This is a genomic window from Pseudomonas sp. PDM21, assembly GCF_014852505.2.
Lineage (GTDB): Bacteria > Pseudomonadota > Gammaproteobacteria > Pseudomonadales > Pseudomonadaceae > Pseudomonas.
The window spans coordinates 4,595,979-4,612,974 of record NZ_CM181223.1; the positions used below are offsets into that span (position 1 = coordinate 4,595,979).

The 16,996-nt window shown below is 64.8% G+C and carries 16 protein-coding genes and 4 tRNA genes; 6 read left to right on the forward strand and 14 right to left on the reverse strand.

Annotated elements, in window-relative coordinates; translation table 11 throughout:
* Window positions 1-2: 2 nt before the first annotated feature.
* Window positions 3-626 carry a helix-turn-helix domain-containing protein gene (locus IB275_RS20985; protein WP_192290898.1) on the reverse strand — a complete coding sequence of 208 codons (624 nt, stop codon included), beginning with the start codon at window positions 624-626 and terminating at the stop codon, window positions 3-5.
* 111 nt (window positions 627-737) lie between these two features.
* Here IB275_RS20985 and IB275_RS20990 point away from each other — a divergent pair, with 111 nt between their 5' ends.
* Genes IB275_RS20990 through IB275_RS21000 form a run of 3 tightly spaced genes read left to right on the forward strand, consistent with a single transcriptional unit; the run spans window position 738 to window position 3,371 of the window.
* A complete protein-coding gene (locus IB275_RS20990; protein WP_192290900.1) occupies window positions 738-1,850 on the forward strand; it encodes an NAD(P)/FAD-dependent oxidoreductase in 1,113 nt (370 codons plus the stop codon).
* Window positions 1,851-1,870: 20 nt separating this feature from the next.
* Window positions 1,871-2,245: a RidA family protein gene (locus IB275_RS20995; protein ID WP_192290902.1), complete on the forward strand. Its 375-nt coding sequence runs from the start codon at window positions 1,871-1,873 to the stop codon at window positions 2,243-2,245.
* Window positions 2,246-2,303: 58 nt separating this feature from the next.
* Window positions 2,304-3,371 (forward strand): YkvI family membrane protein, encoded by a 1,068-nt coding sequence (locus tag IB275_RS21000; RefSeq protein WP_192290904.1) that lies wholly within the window; start codon window positions 2,304-2,306, stop codon window positions 3,369-3,371.
* A 95-nt stretch (window positions 3,372-3,466) separates the two neighbouring features.
* Here the strand turns inward: IB275_RS21000 and IB275_RS21005 are convergent, their stop codons facing one another.
* Window positions 3,467-3,913, reverse strand: a complete 447-nt coding sequence (locus IB275_RS21005) for an Hsp20 family protein (RefSeq protein WP_192290906.1) — start codon at window positions 3,911-3,913, stop codon at window positions 3,467-3,469.
* A 146-nt stretch (window positions 3,914-4,059) separates the two neighbouring features.
* On the opposite strand from IB275_RS21005, the gene IB275_RS21010 reads away from it, so the two are divergent.
* Window positions 4,060-4,806, forward strand: a complete 747-nt coding sequence (locus IB275_RS21010) for an SDR family oxidoreductase (protein ID WP_192290907.1) — start codon at window positions 4,060-4,062, stop codon at window positions 4,804-4,806.
* A 235-nt stretch (window positions 4,807-5,041) separates the two neighbouring features.
* Here the strand turns inward: IB275_RS21010 and IB275_RS21015 are convergent, their stop codons facing one another.
* The 11 genes from IB275_RS21015 to IB275_RS21065 all read right to left on the reverse strand — a co-directional run bounded on the left by IB275_RS21015 (window position 5,042) and on the right by IB275_RS21065 (window position 12,115).
* Window positions 5,042-6,001: a tRNA dihydrouridine synthase gene (locus IB275_RS21015; protein WP_192290909.1), complete on the reverse strand. Its 960-nt coding sequence runs from the start codon at window positions 5,999-6,001 to the stop codon at window positions 5,042-5,044.
* Window positions 6,002-6,077: 76 nt separating this feature from the next.
* On the reverse strand, window positions 6,078-6,533 hold the full coding sequence (locus IB275_RS21020; protein WP_192290911.1) for an acyl-CoA thioesterase: 456 nt from the start codon (window positions 6,531-6,533) through the stop codon (window positions 6,078-6,080).
* On the reverse strand, window positions 6,530-7,180 hold the full coding sequence (locus IB275_RS21025; protein WP_192290913.1) for a bifunctional 4-hydroxy-2-oxoglutarate aldolase/2-dehydro-3-deoxy-phosphogluconate aldolase: 651 nt from the start codon (window positions 7,178-7,180) through the stop codon (window positions 6,530-6,532). Before IB275_RS21025 ends, IB275_RS21020 begins: the two co-directional genes overlap by 4 nt.
* Before the next feature lie 167 nt (window positions 7,181-7,347).
* Window positions 7,348-8,187: an alpha/beta fold hydrolase gene (locus IB275_RS21030; protein WP_192290915.1), complete on the reverse strand. Its 840-nt coding sequence runs from the start codon at window positions 8,185-8,187 to the stop codon at window positions 7,348-7,350.
* 13 nt (window positions 8,188-8,200) lie between these two features.
* Window positions 8,201-8,740, reverse strand: a complete 540-nt coding sequence (locus IB275_RS21035) for a TetR/AcrR family transcriptional regulator (protein ID WP_192290917.1) — start codon at window positions 8,738-8,740, stop codon at window positions 8,201-8,203.
* Window positions 8,741-8,909: 169 nt separating this feature from the next.
* Window positions 8,910-8,985: transfer RNA gene (locus tag IB275_RS21040), tRNA-Glu, on the reverse strand.
* A gap of 58 nt (window positions 8,986-9,043) precedes the next feature.
* Window positions 9,044-9,119: transfer RNA gene (locus IB275_RS21045), tRNA-Ala, on the reverse strand.
* 44 nt (window positions 9,120-9,163) lie between these two features.
* Window positions 9,164-9,239, reverse strand: a tRNA-Glu gene (locus IB275_RS21050).
* Between the two features lie 52 nt (window positions 9,240-9,291).
* A tRNA-Ala gene (locus IB275_RS21055) sits at window positions 9,292-9,367 on the reverse strand.
* 281 nt (window positions 9,368-9,648) lie between these two features.
* Window positions 9,649-11,133: a glutamate--tRNA ligase gene (gene gltX / locus IB275_RS21060; protein ID WP_081519348.1), complete on the reverse strand. Its 1,485-nt coding sequence runs from the start codon at window positions 11,131-11,133 to the stop codon at window positions 9,649-9,651.
* A 61-nt stretch (window positions 11,134-11,194) separates the two neighbouring features.
* Window positions 11,195-12,115 carry a LysR family transcriptional regulator gene (locus tag IB275_RS21065; protein WP_192290919.1) on the reverse strand — a complete coding sequence of 307 codons (921 nt, stop codon included), beginning with the start codon at window positions 12,113-12,115 and terminating at the stop codon, window positions 11,195-11,197.
* 109 nt (window positions 12,116-12,224) lie between these two features.
* Here IB275_RS21065 and IB275_RS21070 point away from each other — a divergent pair, with 109 nt between their 5' ends.
* Window positions 12,225-13,259 carry an HlyD family secretion protein gene (locus IB275_RS21070; RefSeq protein WP_151187807.1) on the forward strand — a complete coding sequence of 345 codons (1,035 nt, stop codon included), beginning with the start codon at window positions 12,225-12,227 and terminating at the stop codon, window positions 13,257-13,259.
* Entirely contained in the window at window positions 13,249-14,808 is a 1,560-nt protein-coding gene (locus tag IB275_RS21075) for a DHA2 family efflux MFS transporter permease subunit (protein WP_494514417.1), read from the forward strand. Before IB275_RS21070 ends, IB275_RS21075 begins: the two co-directional genes overlap by 11 nt.
* Window positions 14,809-14,824: 16 nt before the next feature.
* On the opposite strand, the gene uvrB is transcribed toward IB275_RS21075, so the two are convergent.
* Complete coding sequence (gene uvrB / locus IB275_RS21080) at window positions 14,825-16,840, reverse strand: excinuclease ABC subunit UvrB (protein ID WP_192290921.1); 2,016 nt, start codon at window positions 16,838-16,840, stop codon at window positions 14,825-14,827.
* Window positions 16,841-16,996 lie beyond the last annotated feature (156 nt).

The window sequence follows — 16,996 nt, forward strand, 5'->3', positions numbered from 1 at the left end:
TCCTATTGCGCGGGCCGCAACTCCGACATCACCACCATAACCTGCGCCTCGTCGGCTTCGCCGTCGTTGAGGTAGAGGTGGCCGACACTGCTGTCGAAATAAGCCGTCTCGCGCGTCCCGATGATCACCGACTCGCCCGTCTCGAACTGGATGCGCACACGACCGGCCACCACCATGGCGAACTCCTGGCCGGGGTGGCGGACGTAATCATCGAACTCACCCACCTCGCGGGCAAAGATGCGCGCGTACAGCGGTGTCATGCTGCGCTGCGGGAAATCGCCGGCGATGGGGTAGTACTCGTAGCCGCCGGTGTCGTAGCCGGCAGCGTCGTCGATGCCGGTCCTGACGAAAGTCTTCAGCCCCATCAGCCCGCCGACGGGCGGCAAAGGGCGGAACAATTGGGCGATATCCACCTGCAGGGCGCGGGCGGCGGCGGCCAGCTTGTCGTAGCTCACCGCGACCTGTGCCAGCTCCATCTTCGACAGGGTGGAAACCGCCACGCCAGACAGGTCGGAGAGCTGTTTCAGGGTCAGCTTCTGCTGCTTGCGAACCGCCCGCAGGCGCGCACCGACTTCGTCTCGATCCAGTTGCTGGGGCTTGGGTAGTGCCTGGGCGGTTTCGCTCATGGGACATCTCGTGAGGGGGCCGACGAAAGTTTACCGGGCCTTGCCTTTCGCGCAAAAATTCTCATATCTTAGATTTCTCACATACGAGAAAATCTGCAGAAGGCCCTGGCAGTGAGCCATTTCGATTTCGTCATCATCGGTGCCGGCATTGCCGGCGCCTCCCTTGCGTACCGCCTGAGCGAGACCCACAAGGTGCTGGTGCTGGAACGCGAAGAGCAGCCCGGCTACCACTCCACCGGGCGCTCCGCCGCCATGTTCATGGAGGCCTACGGCACGCCACAGATCCAGGCGCTGACCCGTGCCAGCCGGGCCTTCTACGAGAACCCGCCGGCCGGCTTCAGCGAGCACCCGATCCTCACTCCGCGCGGCTGCCTGTACGTCGGCGGCCCGGAACACTTCGAGCTGCTCAAGCAGGCCGAAGGCACGCCCGGCGTCGAGCGCATCAGCACCGAACAGGCGCTGGAATTCCTCCCCGTCCTGCGTGCCGACGCCATCATCGGCGCGCTCTACGAGCCGGACGCCCGCGACCTCGACGTGCATGCCCTGCACCAGGGCTACCTGCGCGCGCTGCGCCAGCGTGGCGGCGAACTGCGCTGCAACCTCGAGTTGCTGTCGGCTGACTATGCCGATGGCGCGTGGACACTCGAGCTCAGCCAGGGCGAAACCGTCCATGCCGCGCAACTGGTCAACGCCGCCGGCGCCTGGGCCGATCATGTGGCCCAGCGCTGCGGCATCCGTCCGGTGGGCCTGCAACCCTGCCGCCGCACCGCCTTCACCTTCCCGGTGCCCGACGGCCTGGACATCAGCCGCTGGCCGACGGTGATCGGCATCGACGAAAGCTTTTACTTCAAGCCGGACGCCGGCCAGTTGCTCGGTTCCCCCGCCAATGCCGACCCAGTGGAAGCGCAGGACGTGCAGCCCGAAGAACTCGACATCGCCCTGGGCGTTTACCACATCGAAGAACACACCACCCTGACGATCCGCCGGCCGAACCACAGCTGGGCCGGCCTGCGCTCCTTCGTCGCCGACGGCGACCTGGTAATCGGCCAGGACGCGCAGAACCCGGTGTTCTTCTGGCTGGCCGCCCAGGGCGGCTACGGCATCCAGTCCGCCGACGGCGTGTCGCGCCTGGCCCAATCGCTGCTGCTCGGCCAGCCGCTGCCCGAATCCCTGCGCCAGGAAGGCGTCGATCCCCTGCGCCTGAGCCCGGCGCGCCTGCGTTGATTTCCCCCGGAGACCTTAGAATGAGCGATATCCAGCGTTACCCCAGCACCCTGCCCTTCCCCTTCTCCCGCGCCGTCAAGGCCGGCGGCTTCCTGTTCCTGTCCGGGCAGATCCCGATGACCGCGGACGGCCAGGTAGTGAAAGGCGACATCCAGACCCAGACCGAAGCGGTGATGACCCGCATCGCCGAGAGCCTGGAAGCCTGCGGCGCGAACTACTCGCAAGTGGTGAAGACCACCGTATGGCTGTCCGATATGGCGCACTTCGCCGGGTTCAACGAGGTGTACAAGCGCTACTTCGAACAGGGCCTGCCGGTGCGTTCCTGCGTGGCTTCGGCACTGGCACTGGGCGTGGACGTCGAGGTGGAAGTCCAGGCCTACGTCGGCCAGGCGTGACCCTTTCCGGCCCCGCCGCGGGCGGGGCCGCCCCCATAACAACAACAGAGTCTCGATCATGAAAACCAGTCTCAAGCTCGGCGGGGCCTACATCGGCCTGGTGGTGGGCGTCGGCTTCGCCTCGGGCCAGGAGATCCTCCAGTTCTTCGGCGGCTTCGGCATCATGGGCCTGGCCGGCGCGCTGGTGGCGCTGGCGCTGTTCGCCTTCCTGCTGATGAACCTCTACCAGATCGGCAGCCGTCTGCAGACCCAGTCGCACAAGGAAGCCATGGAGTACATCTGTGGCAAGCCGCTGGGCCGCGTCGTCGACCTGATGCTGACTTTCTTCCTGTTCGGCACCATGGTGGTGATGTTCGCCGGCGCCAACTCCTCCTTCGAGCAGCAACTGGGCATCGGCCACTCCATTGGCGGCATGGTCCTCGGCGTGCTGACCGTCATCACCGTGTGCCTGGGCCTGAAGCGGGTGATCACCCTGATGAGCCTGATCACCCCGGTGCTGATGGTCATCGTGGCCATCATCGCCATCTACGCGCTGACGCATATCCAGAAGCCGCTGGCGGAGCTGGAGCAGATCGCCCTGGCGGTGCCGCACCCGGCGCCCAACTGGCTGCTCGGCGCGCTGCTCTACGTCTCCTACAACGTCGCGGCCACCGCAGCGGCCGTGGTGGTGATGGGCGGCAGCGTGGCCAATCTGCGCACCGCGGCAATGGGCGGCGTGTTCGGCGGCATCGGCGTGGGCGTGCTGATCCTCGCCATGGCCCTGGTGATGCTGGTGCAGATCGACGTGATCGGCGGCAGCGCCATTCCCACCCTGCTGCTGAGCAACAACATCGCGCCCTGGTTCGGCGATGTGATGCTGGCCCTGCTGCTGGTGAAGCTGTACTGCACCACCAGCGGATTTGCCTACACCCTGGCCGCGCGCTGCGCCGCCTATGGCGTGCCCTTCCGCGTGGCGACCGTGGTCGCGGTGGTGCTGGCCTTCATCGCCAGCCAGGTCGGCTTCGTCAAGCTGGTGGGCCTGGTCTATCCGGCCATGGGTTACCTGGGCTTCGTGCTGATGGCAGCCATCGTCGTCGCCTGGTGGCGCAACCGCTCGGCGCCGCTGCCGGACCAGCAGAAGGCCTGATCGGCAGCTGATCGAGGCACCAACGAAAACGCCCGTCTCCTGCGAGACGGGCGTTTTGCTTTGCGGTTAAGGCCCGGCTGATGCCGGGCTGCCACTTAGCCTTCGATGGCCGGGTTCTGGCCGTTGATGGCGATCCGCTTGGGCTTGGCTTCTTCCGGAATGATGCGTACCAGCTCGACGCTGAGCAGGCCGTTCTTCAGCGATGCGCCCTGGACCTCGATATGGTCGGCGAGGCGGAACGACAGCTTGAAGGCGCGCTGGGCGATGCCCTGGTGCAGGTAGGTGACGCTCTCGGAAGCCTTTTCGCGCTTGCCGCCGTTGACGGTCAGCACACCGCGCTCCACTTGCAGCTCCAGGTCTTCCTCCTGCAGGCCGGCGGCGGCGATGACGATGCGGTACTGGTCGTCACCATGCTTCTCGACGTTGTAGGGCGGGTAGGAACTGCCGCCTTCACTGCGCAGGGCGGATTCGAACAGATCGTTGAAGCGATCGAAGCCGACGGACTGGCGGAACAGCGGGGCGAGGGAAAGGACGTTGCTCATGCGAATCTCCTGAAATTTTCAGCAAGGTATGATCTGGAGCCTGAGGTCAGAACTCCGGTGCGGGACCCGTCTTCGGCCTCCCGCACGAACATAGATTGGGCTGCGCGAATGCATTTCAAGCCCTCTTCACAACAGGAAGAATGTCCATGGACAAGGTCATGCTGATCACCGGTGCCAGTCGCGGCATCGGCGCTGCCACCGCACTACTGGCCGCCGAGCGCGGCTTCGCCGTGGCGATCAACTATCGCCGCGAGCAGCAAGCGGCGCAGGCGCTGGTCGCGCAGATCACGGCAGCGGGCGGCGCGGCACGCGCCTTCGCCGCCGACGTGGCAAACGAGGAAGACGTGCTGCGGCTGTTCCGTGAAGTGGACGAAGCCTTCGGCCGCCTCGACGTGCTGGTGAACAACGCCGGCATCCTGGAGCGCCAGATGCGCCTGGAAGACATGGACGTGGCGCGCCTGCAGCGGGTGTTCGCGGTAAACGTCACCGGCACCTTCCTCTGCTGCCGCGAGGCGGTGAAGCGCATGGCGCAAAAGCATGGCGGCAAAGGCGGAAGCATCGTCAACGTCTCGTCCATGGCCTCGCGCCTGGGCTCGCCCAACGAGTACATCGACTACGCCGCCGCCAAGGGCGCGGTGGACAGCCTGACCATCGGCCTGGCCAAGGAAGTGGCGGCAGAGGGCATCCGCGTGAACGCCGTGCGGCCGGGGCTGATCCGGACGGATATTCACGCCAGCGGCGGAGAACCGGGGCGCGTGGAGCGCCTGCAATCGGCGATCCCCCTGGGGCGTGGTGGCGACGCGGAAGAAGTGGCGCGGGCGATCCTGTTCCTCGCCTCGGACGAGTCCAGCTACAGCACCGGCGGTTTCGTCGACGTCAGCGGCGGGCGCTGAATCGTGGCGCACGCTTTTGTAGGAGCGAGCTTGCTCGCGAACGTGATCGCGCGCTAACCAAGAGCCCCTCTCCCCCACCCTCTCCCTGAAGGGAGAGGGAGCCCTTCGGCGCAAGGGCTCTTTAATGGAGTTAGCCGGCAAGCACCGGACTCTCCAAGCGCGCTGGACAGTCCCCTCTCCCTTCAGGGAGAGGGTTAGGGAGAGGGCGGTTCAGCGTTTTTCCAGCGAATTCGAGTCAGGCAGCGGCTTCTATCTCGACCTGCAGCATCCGATCCAGCACTTCGCAGTCGTGCTCGCGACGCACCTGGGCGAACAGCTCCACGGCTTCGGGATAACTGCGGGTAAGCATCCCCAGCCACTGCTTCAGGCGCCCCGGTGCATACCGCGGCGCCAGCTTGCGCCGGGCCTGGCGCCAGAAGTCGTCGAGCAGCACGCGCACTTCCGACCAGGGCATCGGCACCACTTCGCGGCCATCGCGCCACGCGGCGATCTGCCGGGCGAGGTCCGGGCGGGAAACCAGTCCACGGCCGAGCATGATGTCCGCCACGCCGCTGATGGAGCGGCAGCGGTGGTAATCCTCCAGCGTCCAGACTTCGCCGTTGGCGAACACCGGCACTTTCACCGCATCGGCCACTTTCGCCACCCACTCCCAATGTGCCGGCGGCTTGTAGCCGTCAGCCTTGGTCCGCGCGTGCACCACCACATGGGCGGAGCCGGCGTCGGCCAGGGCGCGTGCGCAGTCGATGGCGCCGTCCGGGCTGTCGTAGCCCAGGCGCATCTTCGAGGTCACCGGAATGTGGGCCGGCACTGCGCGGCGCACCGCCTCGATGATGCTGAACATCAGCTCGGGTTCTTTCAACAAAACCGCGCCGCCACGGGAGCGGTTCACCGTCTTGGCCGGGCAGCCGAAGTTCAGGTCGATGACCGGAGCACCCAGCTCGCAGGCCTGCACGGCATTTTCCGCCAGCAGTTGCGGGTCGGAGCCGAGCAGCTGTACGCGCATCGGCACGCCGGCGCGGGTACGGCTGCCATGCGCCAGTTCCGGAGCGAGCGCCAGGAACGACGACGGCGGCAACAGCCGGTCGTTGATGCGGATGAATTCGGTGACGCACCAGTCGATGCCGCCGACGCGGGTCAGCACATCGCGCAGGATGTCATCTACCAGCCCCTCCATCGGGGCCAGGGCGATCTGCACGGGGGAATCTCGGGCTATGGCGAAGGCCGCGGATTGTAGGGAATGCGCCGCGCAGGGAAAAGCGCGGCACGATGGATCACGCGTCGGCGGCCACGGTTTCCGGGGCGAGCAGCGCGCGGCCATAGCCTTCGGTGAACTCCACCGGCATGCGCTTGGGCTTGCCACTGGACAGCTCGATGCAGACGAAGGTGGTCTGTGCGCGCAGCAGAGTCAAGGCGTCCGCCGGGCGCACCAGCTGGAAGTGACGGGTCATTTTCAGGCGCTGGTCGGACTGGACGATCCATGTCGCCAGTTGCAGCTGCTCGCCTTCATAGGCGGCCGCCAGGTAATCCACTTCATGGCGCACCACGGCCATGGCGCGATCCAGCCGGCGGTACTCGGCCAGGTCCAGCCCCAGGCTCTGGGAGTGGCGCCAGGCGCAGCGTTCCAGCCAGCTGACGTAGACGGCGTTGTTGGCATGGCCGAGGCCGTCGATGTCCTCGGACTTGACCTCGATGTCGATGACGAACGGATCGGGCAACTGCCAACTCATGAAGCGTGCTCCAGGCTTGCGGCCAGCGCGATCGCTTCGGCGGCCAGTTGGGTGATCTGGTCCCAGGCGCGGGCGCGGACCAGGCTGGGCGGCGCGATCCAGGTGCCGCCGACGCAGGCGACATTGGGCAGGCGCAGCACGTTGAGCAGGTTTTCCTGGGTGATGCCGCCGGTCGGGCAGAAGCGAATGCCGGCGAAAGGAGCCTTCAGGCTCTTGAGCATCTTGATCGCCGCATTGCCGTCGGCCGGGAAGAGTTTCAGCGAGCGGTAACCGTACTCCAGCGCCACCAGCACCTCGGAAGGCGTCATCACCCCCGGCAGGAACGGCAGTTTCGCATCGTCGGCGGCGGCCACCAGGCGCGGCGTGCAGCCGGGGCTGACGGCGAACTGCGCGCCGGCATCGCGGGCTTCCTGGAACTGCTCGGTGTGAATCAGCGTACCGGCGCCGACGATCATGTCCGGCAGCTCACGGCGGATCTCAGCCACTGCTTCCAGCGCCTGCGGCGTGCGCAGGGTCACTTCCAGCACCCGCACACCACCGTCGTACAGGGCGCGGGCCAGCTCACCAGCCAGCGCCACGTCATCGATCACCAATACCGGCATGACCGGGCGCGCCTTCTGCAGCACCCAGTCCAGCGACAGATTCATGCATTCCCCCAATCGGCCACCCGCGTGCGCAAGACCTCGCGCCCAGGCCGGGGCGGCCGGAAATGCCCGAAAGTCTACGCCAGCGCGCCGGGCCTGACGACCCGCAACCGGCCATCATGCAACGATAACGACGGCCTTTAGCCGCCGTTATCAGGCTGGTGAATGGCTCAGGAAGCCAGCGCCAGGGGTAAAGGCATCTCGACCTCTTCCAGCAACTCCAGAATGGCTTCGATGACCACTGCATCCGCCAGTACGCGGTGGTGCCCGCCATCCTTCAGGCGCAGCAGCCGACTGCGCGGCCAGGCCTCGTGGATGGCCGTGGCCTCGCCGACCCGCACGTACCGGTCGTCCTCGGCGTGTACCACCAGGCCGGGGAAGTCCAGTTCATAACGCGCGACGTCCAGTTGCTTGGCCGCAATACCCGCGCGCGCCTCGATCATGCGGATGAAGCGCGAGCGTGCCAGCGGTGCCAGGCCGACCATCCTGGAGAAGCCGCGCAGGACTCCCAGGACATTGCTCGGCGCACCGATGGTGACCAGCGTTTCGGTGCGCAGGCCCATCTGAGTCGCCAGCAGTGCGCTGGCGCCGCCCATGGAATGACCGATCACGGCACGCAGCGGTGGAAGTTCCGCGGCAGCCTCCAGCAGGGCGCGGGCGAACAGGACTATGTCCGCTTCCTGGCCGGGCGAGCGACCGTGCCCCGGCCCGTCGAGGGCAATCACTCCGTAGCCAGCGCCAACCAGCTTCTCGATCAGCGTGGCGAACTGCGTAGGCCGCCCTTCCCAGCCATGCATCAGCAGCACGACCGGCCCTTCACCCCAGCGCAAAGCAGACAGTCCGAAGCGCAAGGTCACCCGCTCGGAACTGGCCAGCAGCGGCAGTTCCCAGTCACGCGGGGCATATTCGTTGGGCGTCACGAACAGCTGACGCATGCGCTGCGCCGCCCATGCCGGCGCGACGCGGCCCAGGGTGGCATTGATTCCTCGAACCCAGCTCAGACTGTTCATTTGCCGTACCTCCTCAGATCACCGCTTTCTTCGCGGCACGCAGGACACGATCGGACAGGTCGCCGGTGCCCAGGGCACGAGCCAGCGCCAATCCGCCAATCATCAGGGCCATGTCGCTTAGCACGGTGTCGATTTCCTCGGGGCGGCCGGCCAGCGCCGCGACCATCAACTCCACGTGCTCCTCCAGGGTCTGGCGGAAAGCTTCCGGCAGATCGGCGATCTCGTTCAGTGAACTGGGGATCGGGCAGCCCTCCTCCTCGGTATCGCGGTGCTTGCGCGACAGGTAGTACTGCGCCGTCAGTGCACGACGCTCGGCGAAGCTCAATTGCGCATCGAAACGCTTGAGACCCTCGCGGCGCTTGGCGAGCAAGTCGCGGAAGGCCTCCAGCATCAACGCGTCCTTGCTCTCGAAGTGCGAATAGAAGCCGCCCACCGTCAGCCCCGCAGCCGACATCACCTCGCCCACACTGGGGCCGACCGGCCCGTGCTGGAGCAATGCGCTGGTGGCGGCGGAAAGGATGCGTTCGCGGGTCTGGGCTTTCTTGTCGCTCATGGCTGGCTCTCGCTCGGACAAATATTATGGATAGAATATTATTATCATAATAAAAATCGGCAAGCAGAAAGCGCGACCGCTGGTCGGAGGAAAATTTTCTGAAGGGAGAAAAAACAAAAGGGCCACTGAAAGTCTCAGTGGCCCTATAGGCATCGCAGAGCGATAAAAATGGCGTCCCCTAGGGGACTCGAACCCCTGTTACCGCCGTGAAAGGGCGGTGTCCTAGGCCACTAGACGAAGGGGACATATCCTTCGAAGAAACCCACCCGATGGTGGATTCTGGCTTCATCCCGTAAGGGAATTTGGTGGAGCTAGACGGGATCGAACCGTCGACCTCTTGCATGCCATGCAAGCGCTCTCCCAGCTGAGCTATAGCCCCAGATGACTCTGGCTGACGATGCGAACGCATCGTCGCTGGATAAGTGGCGTCCCCTAGGGGACTCGAACCCCTGTTACCGCCGTGAAAGGGCGGTGTCCTAGGCCACTAGACGAAGGGGACGCAAAACCTTCGATTTCAGCTCCACTCGGACAAGCGAAGCTTACTGGTAATTTGGTGGAGCTAGACGGGATCGAACCGTCGACCTCTTGCATGCCATGCAAGCGCTCTCCCAGCTGAGCTATAGCCCCAAAGTACCGCTGGATCTACCGTTCCGCTTCGTTCTGTCAGTTCAGTTCGTCGCTGGAACGGGGCGCATCTTAGGGGTGAGGCGAACCCCTGTCAACAACATTTTTTCAGATTTCTTATTTTTTTCTCCCAAAGAACAATCACTTATGTGACCGCCCCGGTTTCCGCCCGGCGAAATCCGCGGCTCGCCTGCCCTCCTCCGGCTCATCCGCAATCACCGGCGCCAGCATGAAAAAGGCCAGACGCTTCGCAGCGCCCGGCCTTTTTCAGTACAGGAAAGGACTCAGGAGCCGATGGCGTCGCGAATCTTTTCCCACTCCTTGGCTTCTTTCTTCGACGCACCGCCCAGCAACTCCAGGGCCTGGCGCAGGCGATAGCGCGAGAGATCGGCGCCGAGGATCTCCATGGCGTCGAGCACCGACACCGAACTGGCCTGGCCGGTGATAGCCGGGAACATCAGCGGCATCACGTCACGCAGCTTGAGGCCGAGGTGCTCGGCCACGGCCTGGATGGTCGCGGTAATGCGGTCCTTTTCCCATTGGCGCAGCGCTTCGAGCTTCCACAGCACCAGCTGCAGGACCTGGCGCACCTGGGTGGCGTCGAGCTTCTTGTGCTCGAACAGCTTGGCGTCCAGTTGCACGCCACCGCTGAAGAAGAAGCCGGCCAGCGGGGCGATCTGGCTGAAGTTCTCCACGCGGCCTTGTACGTGCGGGGCGATCTTCATCAGGTACTCGGGGTTGAGCGCCCACTTCTGCACTTCTTTCGCAAAGTCCTCCACCGACAGCTCGCGAATCCACTGGCCGTTCAGCCAGGAGAGCTTCTCGATGTCGAAGATCGGGCCGCCCAGCGACACGCGGGACAGGTCGAAGTGTTCGATCATCTCCGCCAGGCTGAACTTCTCGCGCTCGTCGGGCATGGACCAGCCCATGCGGCCCAGGTAGTTCAGCAGCGCCTGGGGCAGCAGGCCCATGCGCTCGTAGAAGGTGATGGAGGTGGGGTTCTTGCGCTTGGACAGCTTGCTCTTGTCCGGGTTGCGCAGCAGCGGCATGTAGCAGAGCACCGGCTGTTCCCAGCCGAAGTACTCGTACAGCTTGATCAGCTTGGGCGCCGAGGGCAGCCACTCTTCGCCGCGCAGGACGTGGGTGATGCCCATCAGGTGGTCATCGACCACGTTGGCGAGGAAGTAGGTGGGCAGGCCGTCGGCCTTCATCAGCACCTGCATGTCCATGCGGTCCCACGGGATTTCCACGTCGCCACGGAGCATGTCCGGCACCACGCAGACGCCCTCGGTCGGCACCTTCATGCGCACCACGTGGGATTCGCCGGCGGCGATGCGCTTGGCCGACTCCTCTTTCGCAAGGTGCATGCAGTGGCCGTCGTAGCGCGGGGTTTCCTTGCGCGCCTGCTGTTCGGCGCGCAGCGCGTCGAGGCGCTCGGAGGAGCAGAAACAGGGGAAGGCGTGGCCTTTCTCGACCAGTTCGTCGCTGTACTGCTTATAGATGGCGCCACGCTCGCTCTGCCGGTACGGGCCGTGCGGTCCCCCGACGTCCGGGCCTTCGTCCCACTCGATACCCAGCCAGCGCAGCGCGTCGAAGATCTGCTGTTCCGATTCGCGGGTCGAGCGCACCTGATCGGTGTCCTCGATGCGCAGAATGAACTGACCGCCGTGCTGGCGGGCGAAGCAGAGGTTGAACAGCGCGATATACGCGGTGCCGACGTGCGGGTCGCCGGTGGGAGACGGCGCGATACGGGTGCGGACTGTGGTCATGAAGGCTCTCGTGTGCAGCAATTCTTCGTGTGAGGCGGACAGCGCGCGACGGCGCGCGCGCTCATGGGTGCGATGGTATCAGGCGGGCCACCTTCGGCTCCAGCCAACGACCGGGATCAAGGGGCAGGTTATTGATCATGAAGTCGAGGAAAGCCTTTACCTTCATTGCCTGGAAGCGCCGCGACGGGTAAACAGCGTACAGCTCGCCCACCGGCAGCTGAACCTGCGGCAACACGCGCACCAGGCTTCCGCTGGCCAACTGTTCGTCGACGATCAGCTCCGGTAGCGAAGCAATTCCCACTCCGGCCAGCACGGCCTCGCGGGCGAAAGTGATGTTGTTGCACGACAGCACCCGGTGGCACGGCACGGTTTCCCCCCGCAACGGCCAGTAGCGCTGGGAGTCGGCCTGCAGCAGCACGGCGCGGTGGCCGGCCAGCTCTTCCACGGTTTCCGGGCGGCCATGCAACTTCAGGTAATCGGGACTGGCGCACAGGCAGCGGCTGGTGGTCAGCATGCGCCGGGCGATCAGGGTCGAATCCTCCGGCTGGCCGACCATGATGACGATGTCCACACCCTCCTCCAGCGGATCGACGGTACGCGAAGTGAGCTCGACCTCGGCGGTGATCTGTGGATAAAGGTTCATGAAGTCGCCCACCACCTTGGCCAGGTACATCTGGCCGAACTCGATGGGCGCGCTGATCCGCAACAATCCCGAAGGCGCCTGCTGCAACTGCATCACCGCCTGCTCCGCCTCGGCGAAGTCATGCATGATCTGCCGGCAGCGGTCGTAGTAGGCCTGGCCCACTTCGGTGAGCCTCAGCTTGCGCGTGGTGCGGTTGATCAGACGCACGCCCAGGCGCTCTTCGAGCAGCGCGATACGCCGGCTCACCGTGGATTTCTGCATCCCCAGGCTCTGCGCCGCCTGGGTGAAGCTGTGCAGTTCCACGACGCGAGTGAAGATCAGCGCATCATCCAGCCCCATGATTGTTCCCTATAAGCAACAAAGTTTCCGAAGTGTAGCGGCTACGTGCCGCCACGGAACACTGTTACATTGGCAAACATTTTTTGGCCAACCAAACGCTCGTTTACCTATGCCCGCACAATTGAAACGCCGCCTGTCCGTGTTCTTCGTCATCCTCGTGGTGGTCGCCCTCGCCTTCCTGGCGCGCTGGTACTTCATCGGCCGCTTCGTCGAGAGCACCGACAACGCCTACGTGCAGGGTGAAATCACCCGCATCGCCAGCCAGCTCGGCGCCCGCGTCGACGAGGTACTGGTGCAGGACAACCAGCACGTCGAGAAAGGCCAGTTGCTGGTGAAACTGGAGGCTGCCGACTTCCAGCTCGCCCTGGACCGCGCCAAGGCCACCCTGGCTACCCGCGAGGCGGAACTGGAACAGGCGCGCAGCAAGCTCAAGGGCCAGACCAGCATGATCGCCGCCAGCGCGGCCGACGTGAACGCCAGCCAGGCCACCCTTGGCCGCACCGAAGTCGATCTCGGTCGCGCTCAGGCGCTGCGCAAGCCCGGTTACGTGTCAGAAGAGCGCGTGACCACCCTGGCCGCCGACTCCAACGTCGCCCGCTCGCAAGTGGCCAAGGCCCAGGCCGACCTGCAGGCCCAGCGCGTGCAGCGCGAAACCCTGGGCACCGACGTGCAGCGCCTGCAGGCGCAGATCGAAAGCGCCCGCGCCGACATCACCCAGGCCGAGATCAACCTCGCTCGTACCGAAATCCATGCTCCCGTCAGCGGCCTGGTCGGTCAGCGCGGTGCCCGCGTTGGCCAGTACGTGCAGGTCGGCAGCCAGTTGCTATCGCTGGTGCCGGACGACGGCATCTGGGTCCAGGCCAACTTCAAGGAAACCCAGATCGGCAAGATGCGCCCCGGCCAGACCGTCCGACTGGTATTCGACTCCTTCCCCGACCAGCCCATCGAAGGCCAGGTACAGAGTCTTTTCGCCGCCTCCGGTGCGCAGTTCAGCCTGCTGCCGCCGGACAACGCCACCGGCAACTTCACCAAGGTGGTGCAGCGCATTCCGGTCAAGATCACCTTCGCCACCGACACTCCGCTGCAAGGGCTGATCCGCCCGGGCATGTCGGTCGAGGCCGAGGTCGAGCTGCGTGGCCGGTGATCAACTGATCCGGCCGGTCGGCGAACCGACCCGCCGCGACTGGATCGCCGTGTTCAGCGCCATGCTCGGCGCGTTCATGGCGGTGCTCGACATCCAGATCACCAACTCTTCGCTGAAAGACATCCAGGGCGCGCTGGCCGCCACCCTGGAAGAAGGTTCGTGGATTTCCACCTCTTATCTCGTGGCCGAGATCATCATGATCCCGCTCACCGCCTGGCTGGTGCAGCTGCTCTCGGCGCGCCGGCTGGCGTGGATGATCTCCGTCGGCTTCCTGTTCTCTTCGCTGCTCTGCTCGTTCGCCTGGAACCTGGAGAGCATGATCGTGTTCCGCGCCATGCAGGGCTTCACCGGCGGCGCGCTGATCCCCCTGGCCTTCACCCTGGCGCTGATCAAGCTGCCGGAGCACCACCGCCCCAAGGGCATGGCGCTGTTCGCCATCACCGCCACCTTCGCGCCCTCCATCGGCCCGACCCTTGGCGGCTGGCTGACGGAAAACTTCGGCTGGGAATACATCTTCTATATCAACATTCCGCCGGGCCTGCTGATGATCGCCGGCCTGCTCTACGGCCTGGAGAAGAAGGAAGCTCACTGGGAGCTGCTGAAAAGCACCGACTACGCCGGCATCGTCACCATGGCCATCGGCCTGGGCTGCCTGCAGGTGTTCCTCGAGGAAGGCCACCGCAAGGACTGGCTAGAGTCGAACCTGATCGTCAGCCTGGGCAGCATCGCCCTGGTCAGCCTGATCCTCTTCGTGATCCTGCAGACCTCACGACCGAACCCGCTGATCAACCTGGGGATCCTGCGCAACCGCAACTTCGGGCTGTCGAGCATTTCCAGCATCGGCCTGGGAATGGGGCTGTACGGTTCGATCTACGTGCTACCGCTGTATCTCGCGCAGATCCAGGGCTACAACGCCATGCAGATCGGCGAGGTGATCATGTGGATGGGCGTGCCGCAGCTATTCCTCATCCCGCTGATTCCCAAGCTGATGAAGATCATCGAGCCGCGCCTGCTCTGCGCTATAGGCTTCGGGCTGTTCGGCATGGCGAGCTTCTTTTCCGGCGTGCTCAACCCGGATTTCGCCGGCCCGCAGTTCAACCAGATCCAGCTGTTGCGTGCCCTCGGCCAGCCGATGGTGATGGTCACCATCTCGCTGATCGCCACCGTCTACCTGCAGCCGCAGGACGCGGGCTCGGCTTCCAGCCTGTTCAACATCCTGCGCAACCTCGGCGGCGCCATTGGCATCGCCCTGCTGGCGACCCTGCTGGATAGCCGTGCCAAGGTTTATTACGACTACCTGCGCGAAGCGGTAGTGCCGGTGAATGGCGCGGTGGACGAGCGACTGGCGCAACTGACCTCTCAGCTGGGCACCCAGCAGGCGGCGCTGGGCAAGATCAGCGAGATCGTCCACCAGCAGGCGGCGATCATGGCCTACAACGATGCCTTCCACGCCATTGGCATCGTGCTGGCAATCAGCATGGTGGCAGTGTTGCTGACTCGCCCGCTACCGGCGGGCATGGGGGCTGGCGCAGGAGCCGGGGCGCACTGAGCGCCCCGCCCTCCTCTTACCCCATCGACACCATGCGGTCGCGCAACTTGCCGATCTCGTCGCGCACCCCGGCCGCGGCCTCGAACTCCAGATCGCGGGCCAGCTGGTACATGCGCTCTTCCAGCTGCTTGATGCGCTTGCCGATCTCGTCGGGCGTACGCAGCTCGTTTTCGTACTTCCCGCTCTCCTCCGCCACTTTCGCCAGGCTGCGTCGCTTACCCTTGGCGCCCGGCACCACAGCGCCCTCGAGGATGTCCTTGATGTCCTTCTTCACGCCCTTGGGCACGATGCCGTGCTTGGCGTTGAACTCCAGTTGCTTGGTGCGGCGGCGCTCGGTCTCGTTGATCGCCCGCTGCATCGAGCCGGTCATGTTGTCGGCATAGAGGATCGCCTTGCCGTGCAGGTTCCGCGCGGCGCGGCCGATGGTCTGGATCAGCGAGCGCTCGGAACGCAGGAAGCCTTCCTTGTCCGCATCGAGGATCGCCACCAATGCCACCTCGGGCATATCCAGCCCCTCACGCAGCAGGTTGATGCCCACCAGCACGTCGAACTTGCCCAGGCGCAGGTCACGGATGATTTCCACCCGCTCCACGGTGTCGATATCCGAGTGCAGATAGCGCACCCGCACATCGTGGTCGCCCAGGTAGTCGGTAAGGTCCTCGGCCATGCGCTTGGTCAGAGTGGTGACCAGTACGCGCTGGTCCATCGCCACGCGCTTGCCGATTTCCGAAAGCAGGTCGTCGACCTGAGTAGTCGCCGGTCGGATTTCCACTTCCGGGTCGACCAGGCCAGTGGGACGCACTACCTGCTCGACCACGCGGCCGGCGTGCTGGTCTTCATAGGGGCCGGGCGTCGCAGAGACGAAGATGGTCTGCGGGCTGATCGACTCCCACTCCTCGAAGCGCAGCGGGCGGTTGTCCAGCGCCGAGGGCAGGCGGAAGCCGTACTCCACCAGGGTTTCCTTGCGTGAACGGTCGCCCTTGTACATGGCGCCGACCTGGGGAACGCTGACATGGGATTCGTCGATCACCAGCAGGGCGTTGTCCGGCAGGTAGTCGTAGAGCGTCGGTGGCGGCTCGCCGGGACCGCGCCCGGAGAGGTAGCGCGAGTAGTTCTCGATGCCGTTGCAGTAGCCCAGTTCGAGGATCATCTCCAGGTCGAAGCGAGTGCGCTGTTCCAGGCGCTGGGCTTCGACCAGCTTGTTGTTGGTGCGCAGGTAATCCAGGCGCTGCTTGAGCTCGGCCTTGATGTGCTCCACCGCCTCGAGCAGCGTCTCCCGCGGGGTGACGTAGTGGCTCTTGGGATAGAAGGTGAAGCGCGGCAGTTTGGTCAGCACCTCGCCGGTCAGGGGATCGAAAGCAGCGATGTTCTCCACTTCGTCGTCGAACAACTCGATGCGGATAGCCTCCAGGTCCGATTCCGCCGGGAAGACATCGATGACATCGCCGCGCACACGGAAGGTCGCTCGGGCGAAATCCATGTCATTGCGGGTGTACTGCAGGCTGGTCAGGCGGCGCAGCAGCTCGCGCTGATCCATCTTGTCGCCACGGTCCAGGTGCAGAACCATCTTCAGGTAGGACGCCGGGTCACCGAGGCCGTAGATCGACGACACGGTGCAGACGATGATGGCGTCCTTGCGCTCCAGCAGCGCCTTGGTCGCCGACAGCCGCATCTGCTCGATGTGGTCGTTGATCGAGGAATCCTTCTCGATATAGGTGTCCGAGGACGGTACGTAGGCCTCGGGCTGGTAGTAGTCGTAGTAGGAGACGAAGTACTCGACGGCGTTGTTCGGGAAGAAGGTCTTGAACTCGCCGTAGAGCTGCGCGGCCAGCGTCTTGTTCGGCGCCAGCACCATGGTCGGGCGCTGCACCTGGGAAATGACGTTGGCGATGCTGAAGGTCTTGCCCGAGCCGGTCACCCCCAACAGCGTCTGGTGCGACAGCCCCGCTTCCAGCCCTTCCACCATCTGTCGGATGGCTTCGGGCTGGTCACCGGCGGGCTCGAATCGCGAATCCAGCTGAAAAATCGACATGGGAACCTCGCTTTGGCGTGTGACGCTTCGGTCGCCAAAGCGTCATACCAGTCGAAAAGCACGCGCGACAACTCGCCGCCTGCTGTAGAGGCCTATATAATACCGGCCCGTCGACGCAACCCCCAGCGCCGTGTGCGGGTGGGTTGCAATTGCACT

Excerpts from the sequence above, each read along its gene's own strand:
- IB275_RS21005 (WP_192290906.1), bottom strand. The coding sequence starts at position 3,913 with ATGAGCAACGTCCTTTCCCTCGCCCCGCTGTTCCGCCAGTCCGTCGGC.
- IB275_RS21000 (WP_192290904.1), top strand. The coding sequence starts at position 2,304 with ATGAAAACCAGTCTCAAGCTCGGCGGGGCCTACATCGGCCTGGTGGTG.
- IB275_RS20995 (WP_192290902.1), top strand. The coding sequence starts at position 1,871 with ATGAGCGATATCCAGCGTTACCCCAGCACCCTGCCCTTCCCCTTCTCC.
- IB275_RS21065 (WP_192290919.1), bottom strand. The coding sequence starts at position 12,115 with ATGGGGCTGGATGATGCGCTGATCTTCACTCGCGTCGTGGAACTGCAC.
- IB275_RS21020 (WP_192290911.1), bottom strand. The coding sequence starts at position 6,533 with ATGAGTTGGCAGTTGCCCGATCCGTTCGTCATCGACATCGAGGTCAAG.
- IB275_RS21025 (WP_192290913.1), bottom strand. The coding sequence starts at position 7,180 with ATGAATCTGTCGCTGGACTGGGTGCTGCAGAAGGCGCGCCCGGTCATG.
- uvrB (WP_192290921.1), bottom strand. The coding sequence starts at position 16,840 with ATGTCGATTTTTCAGCTGGATTCGCGATTCGAGCCCGCCGGTGACCAG.
- IB275_RS21010 (WP_192290907.1), top strand. The coding sequence starts at position 4,060 with ATGGACAAGGTCATGCTGATCACCGGTGCCAGTCGCGGCATCGGCGCT.
- IB275_RS20985 (WP_192290898.1), bottom strand. The coding sequence starts at position 626 with ATGAGCGAAACCGCCCAGGCACTACCCAAGCCCCAGCAACTGGATCGA.
- IB275_RS21030 (WP_192290915.1), bottom strand. The coding sequence starts at position 8,187 with ATGAACAGTCTGAGCTGGGTTCGAGGAATCAATGCCACCCTGGGCCGC.
- IB275_RS21035 (WP_192290917.1), bottom strand. The coding sequence starts at position 8,740 with ATGAGCGACAAGAAAGCCCAGACCCGCGAACGCATCCTTTCCGCCGCC.
- gltX (WP_081519348.1), bottom strand. The coding sequence starts at position 11,133 with ATGACCACAGTCCGCACCCGTATCGCGCCGTCTCCCACCGGCGACCCG.
- IB275_RS21070 (WP_151187807.1), top strand. The coding sequence starts at position 12,225 with ATGCCCGCACAATTGAAACGCCGCCTGTCCGTGTTCTTCGTCATCCTC.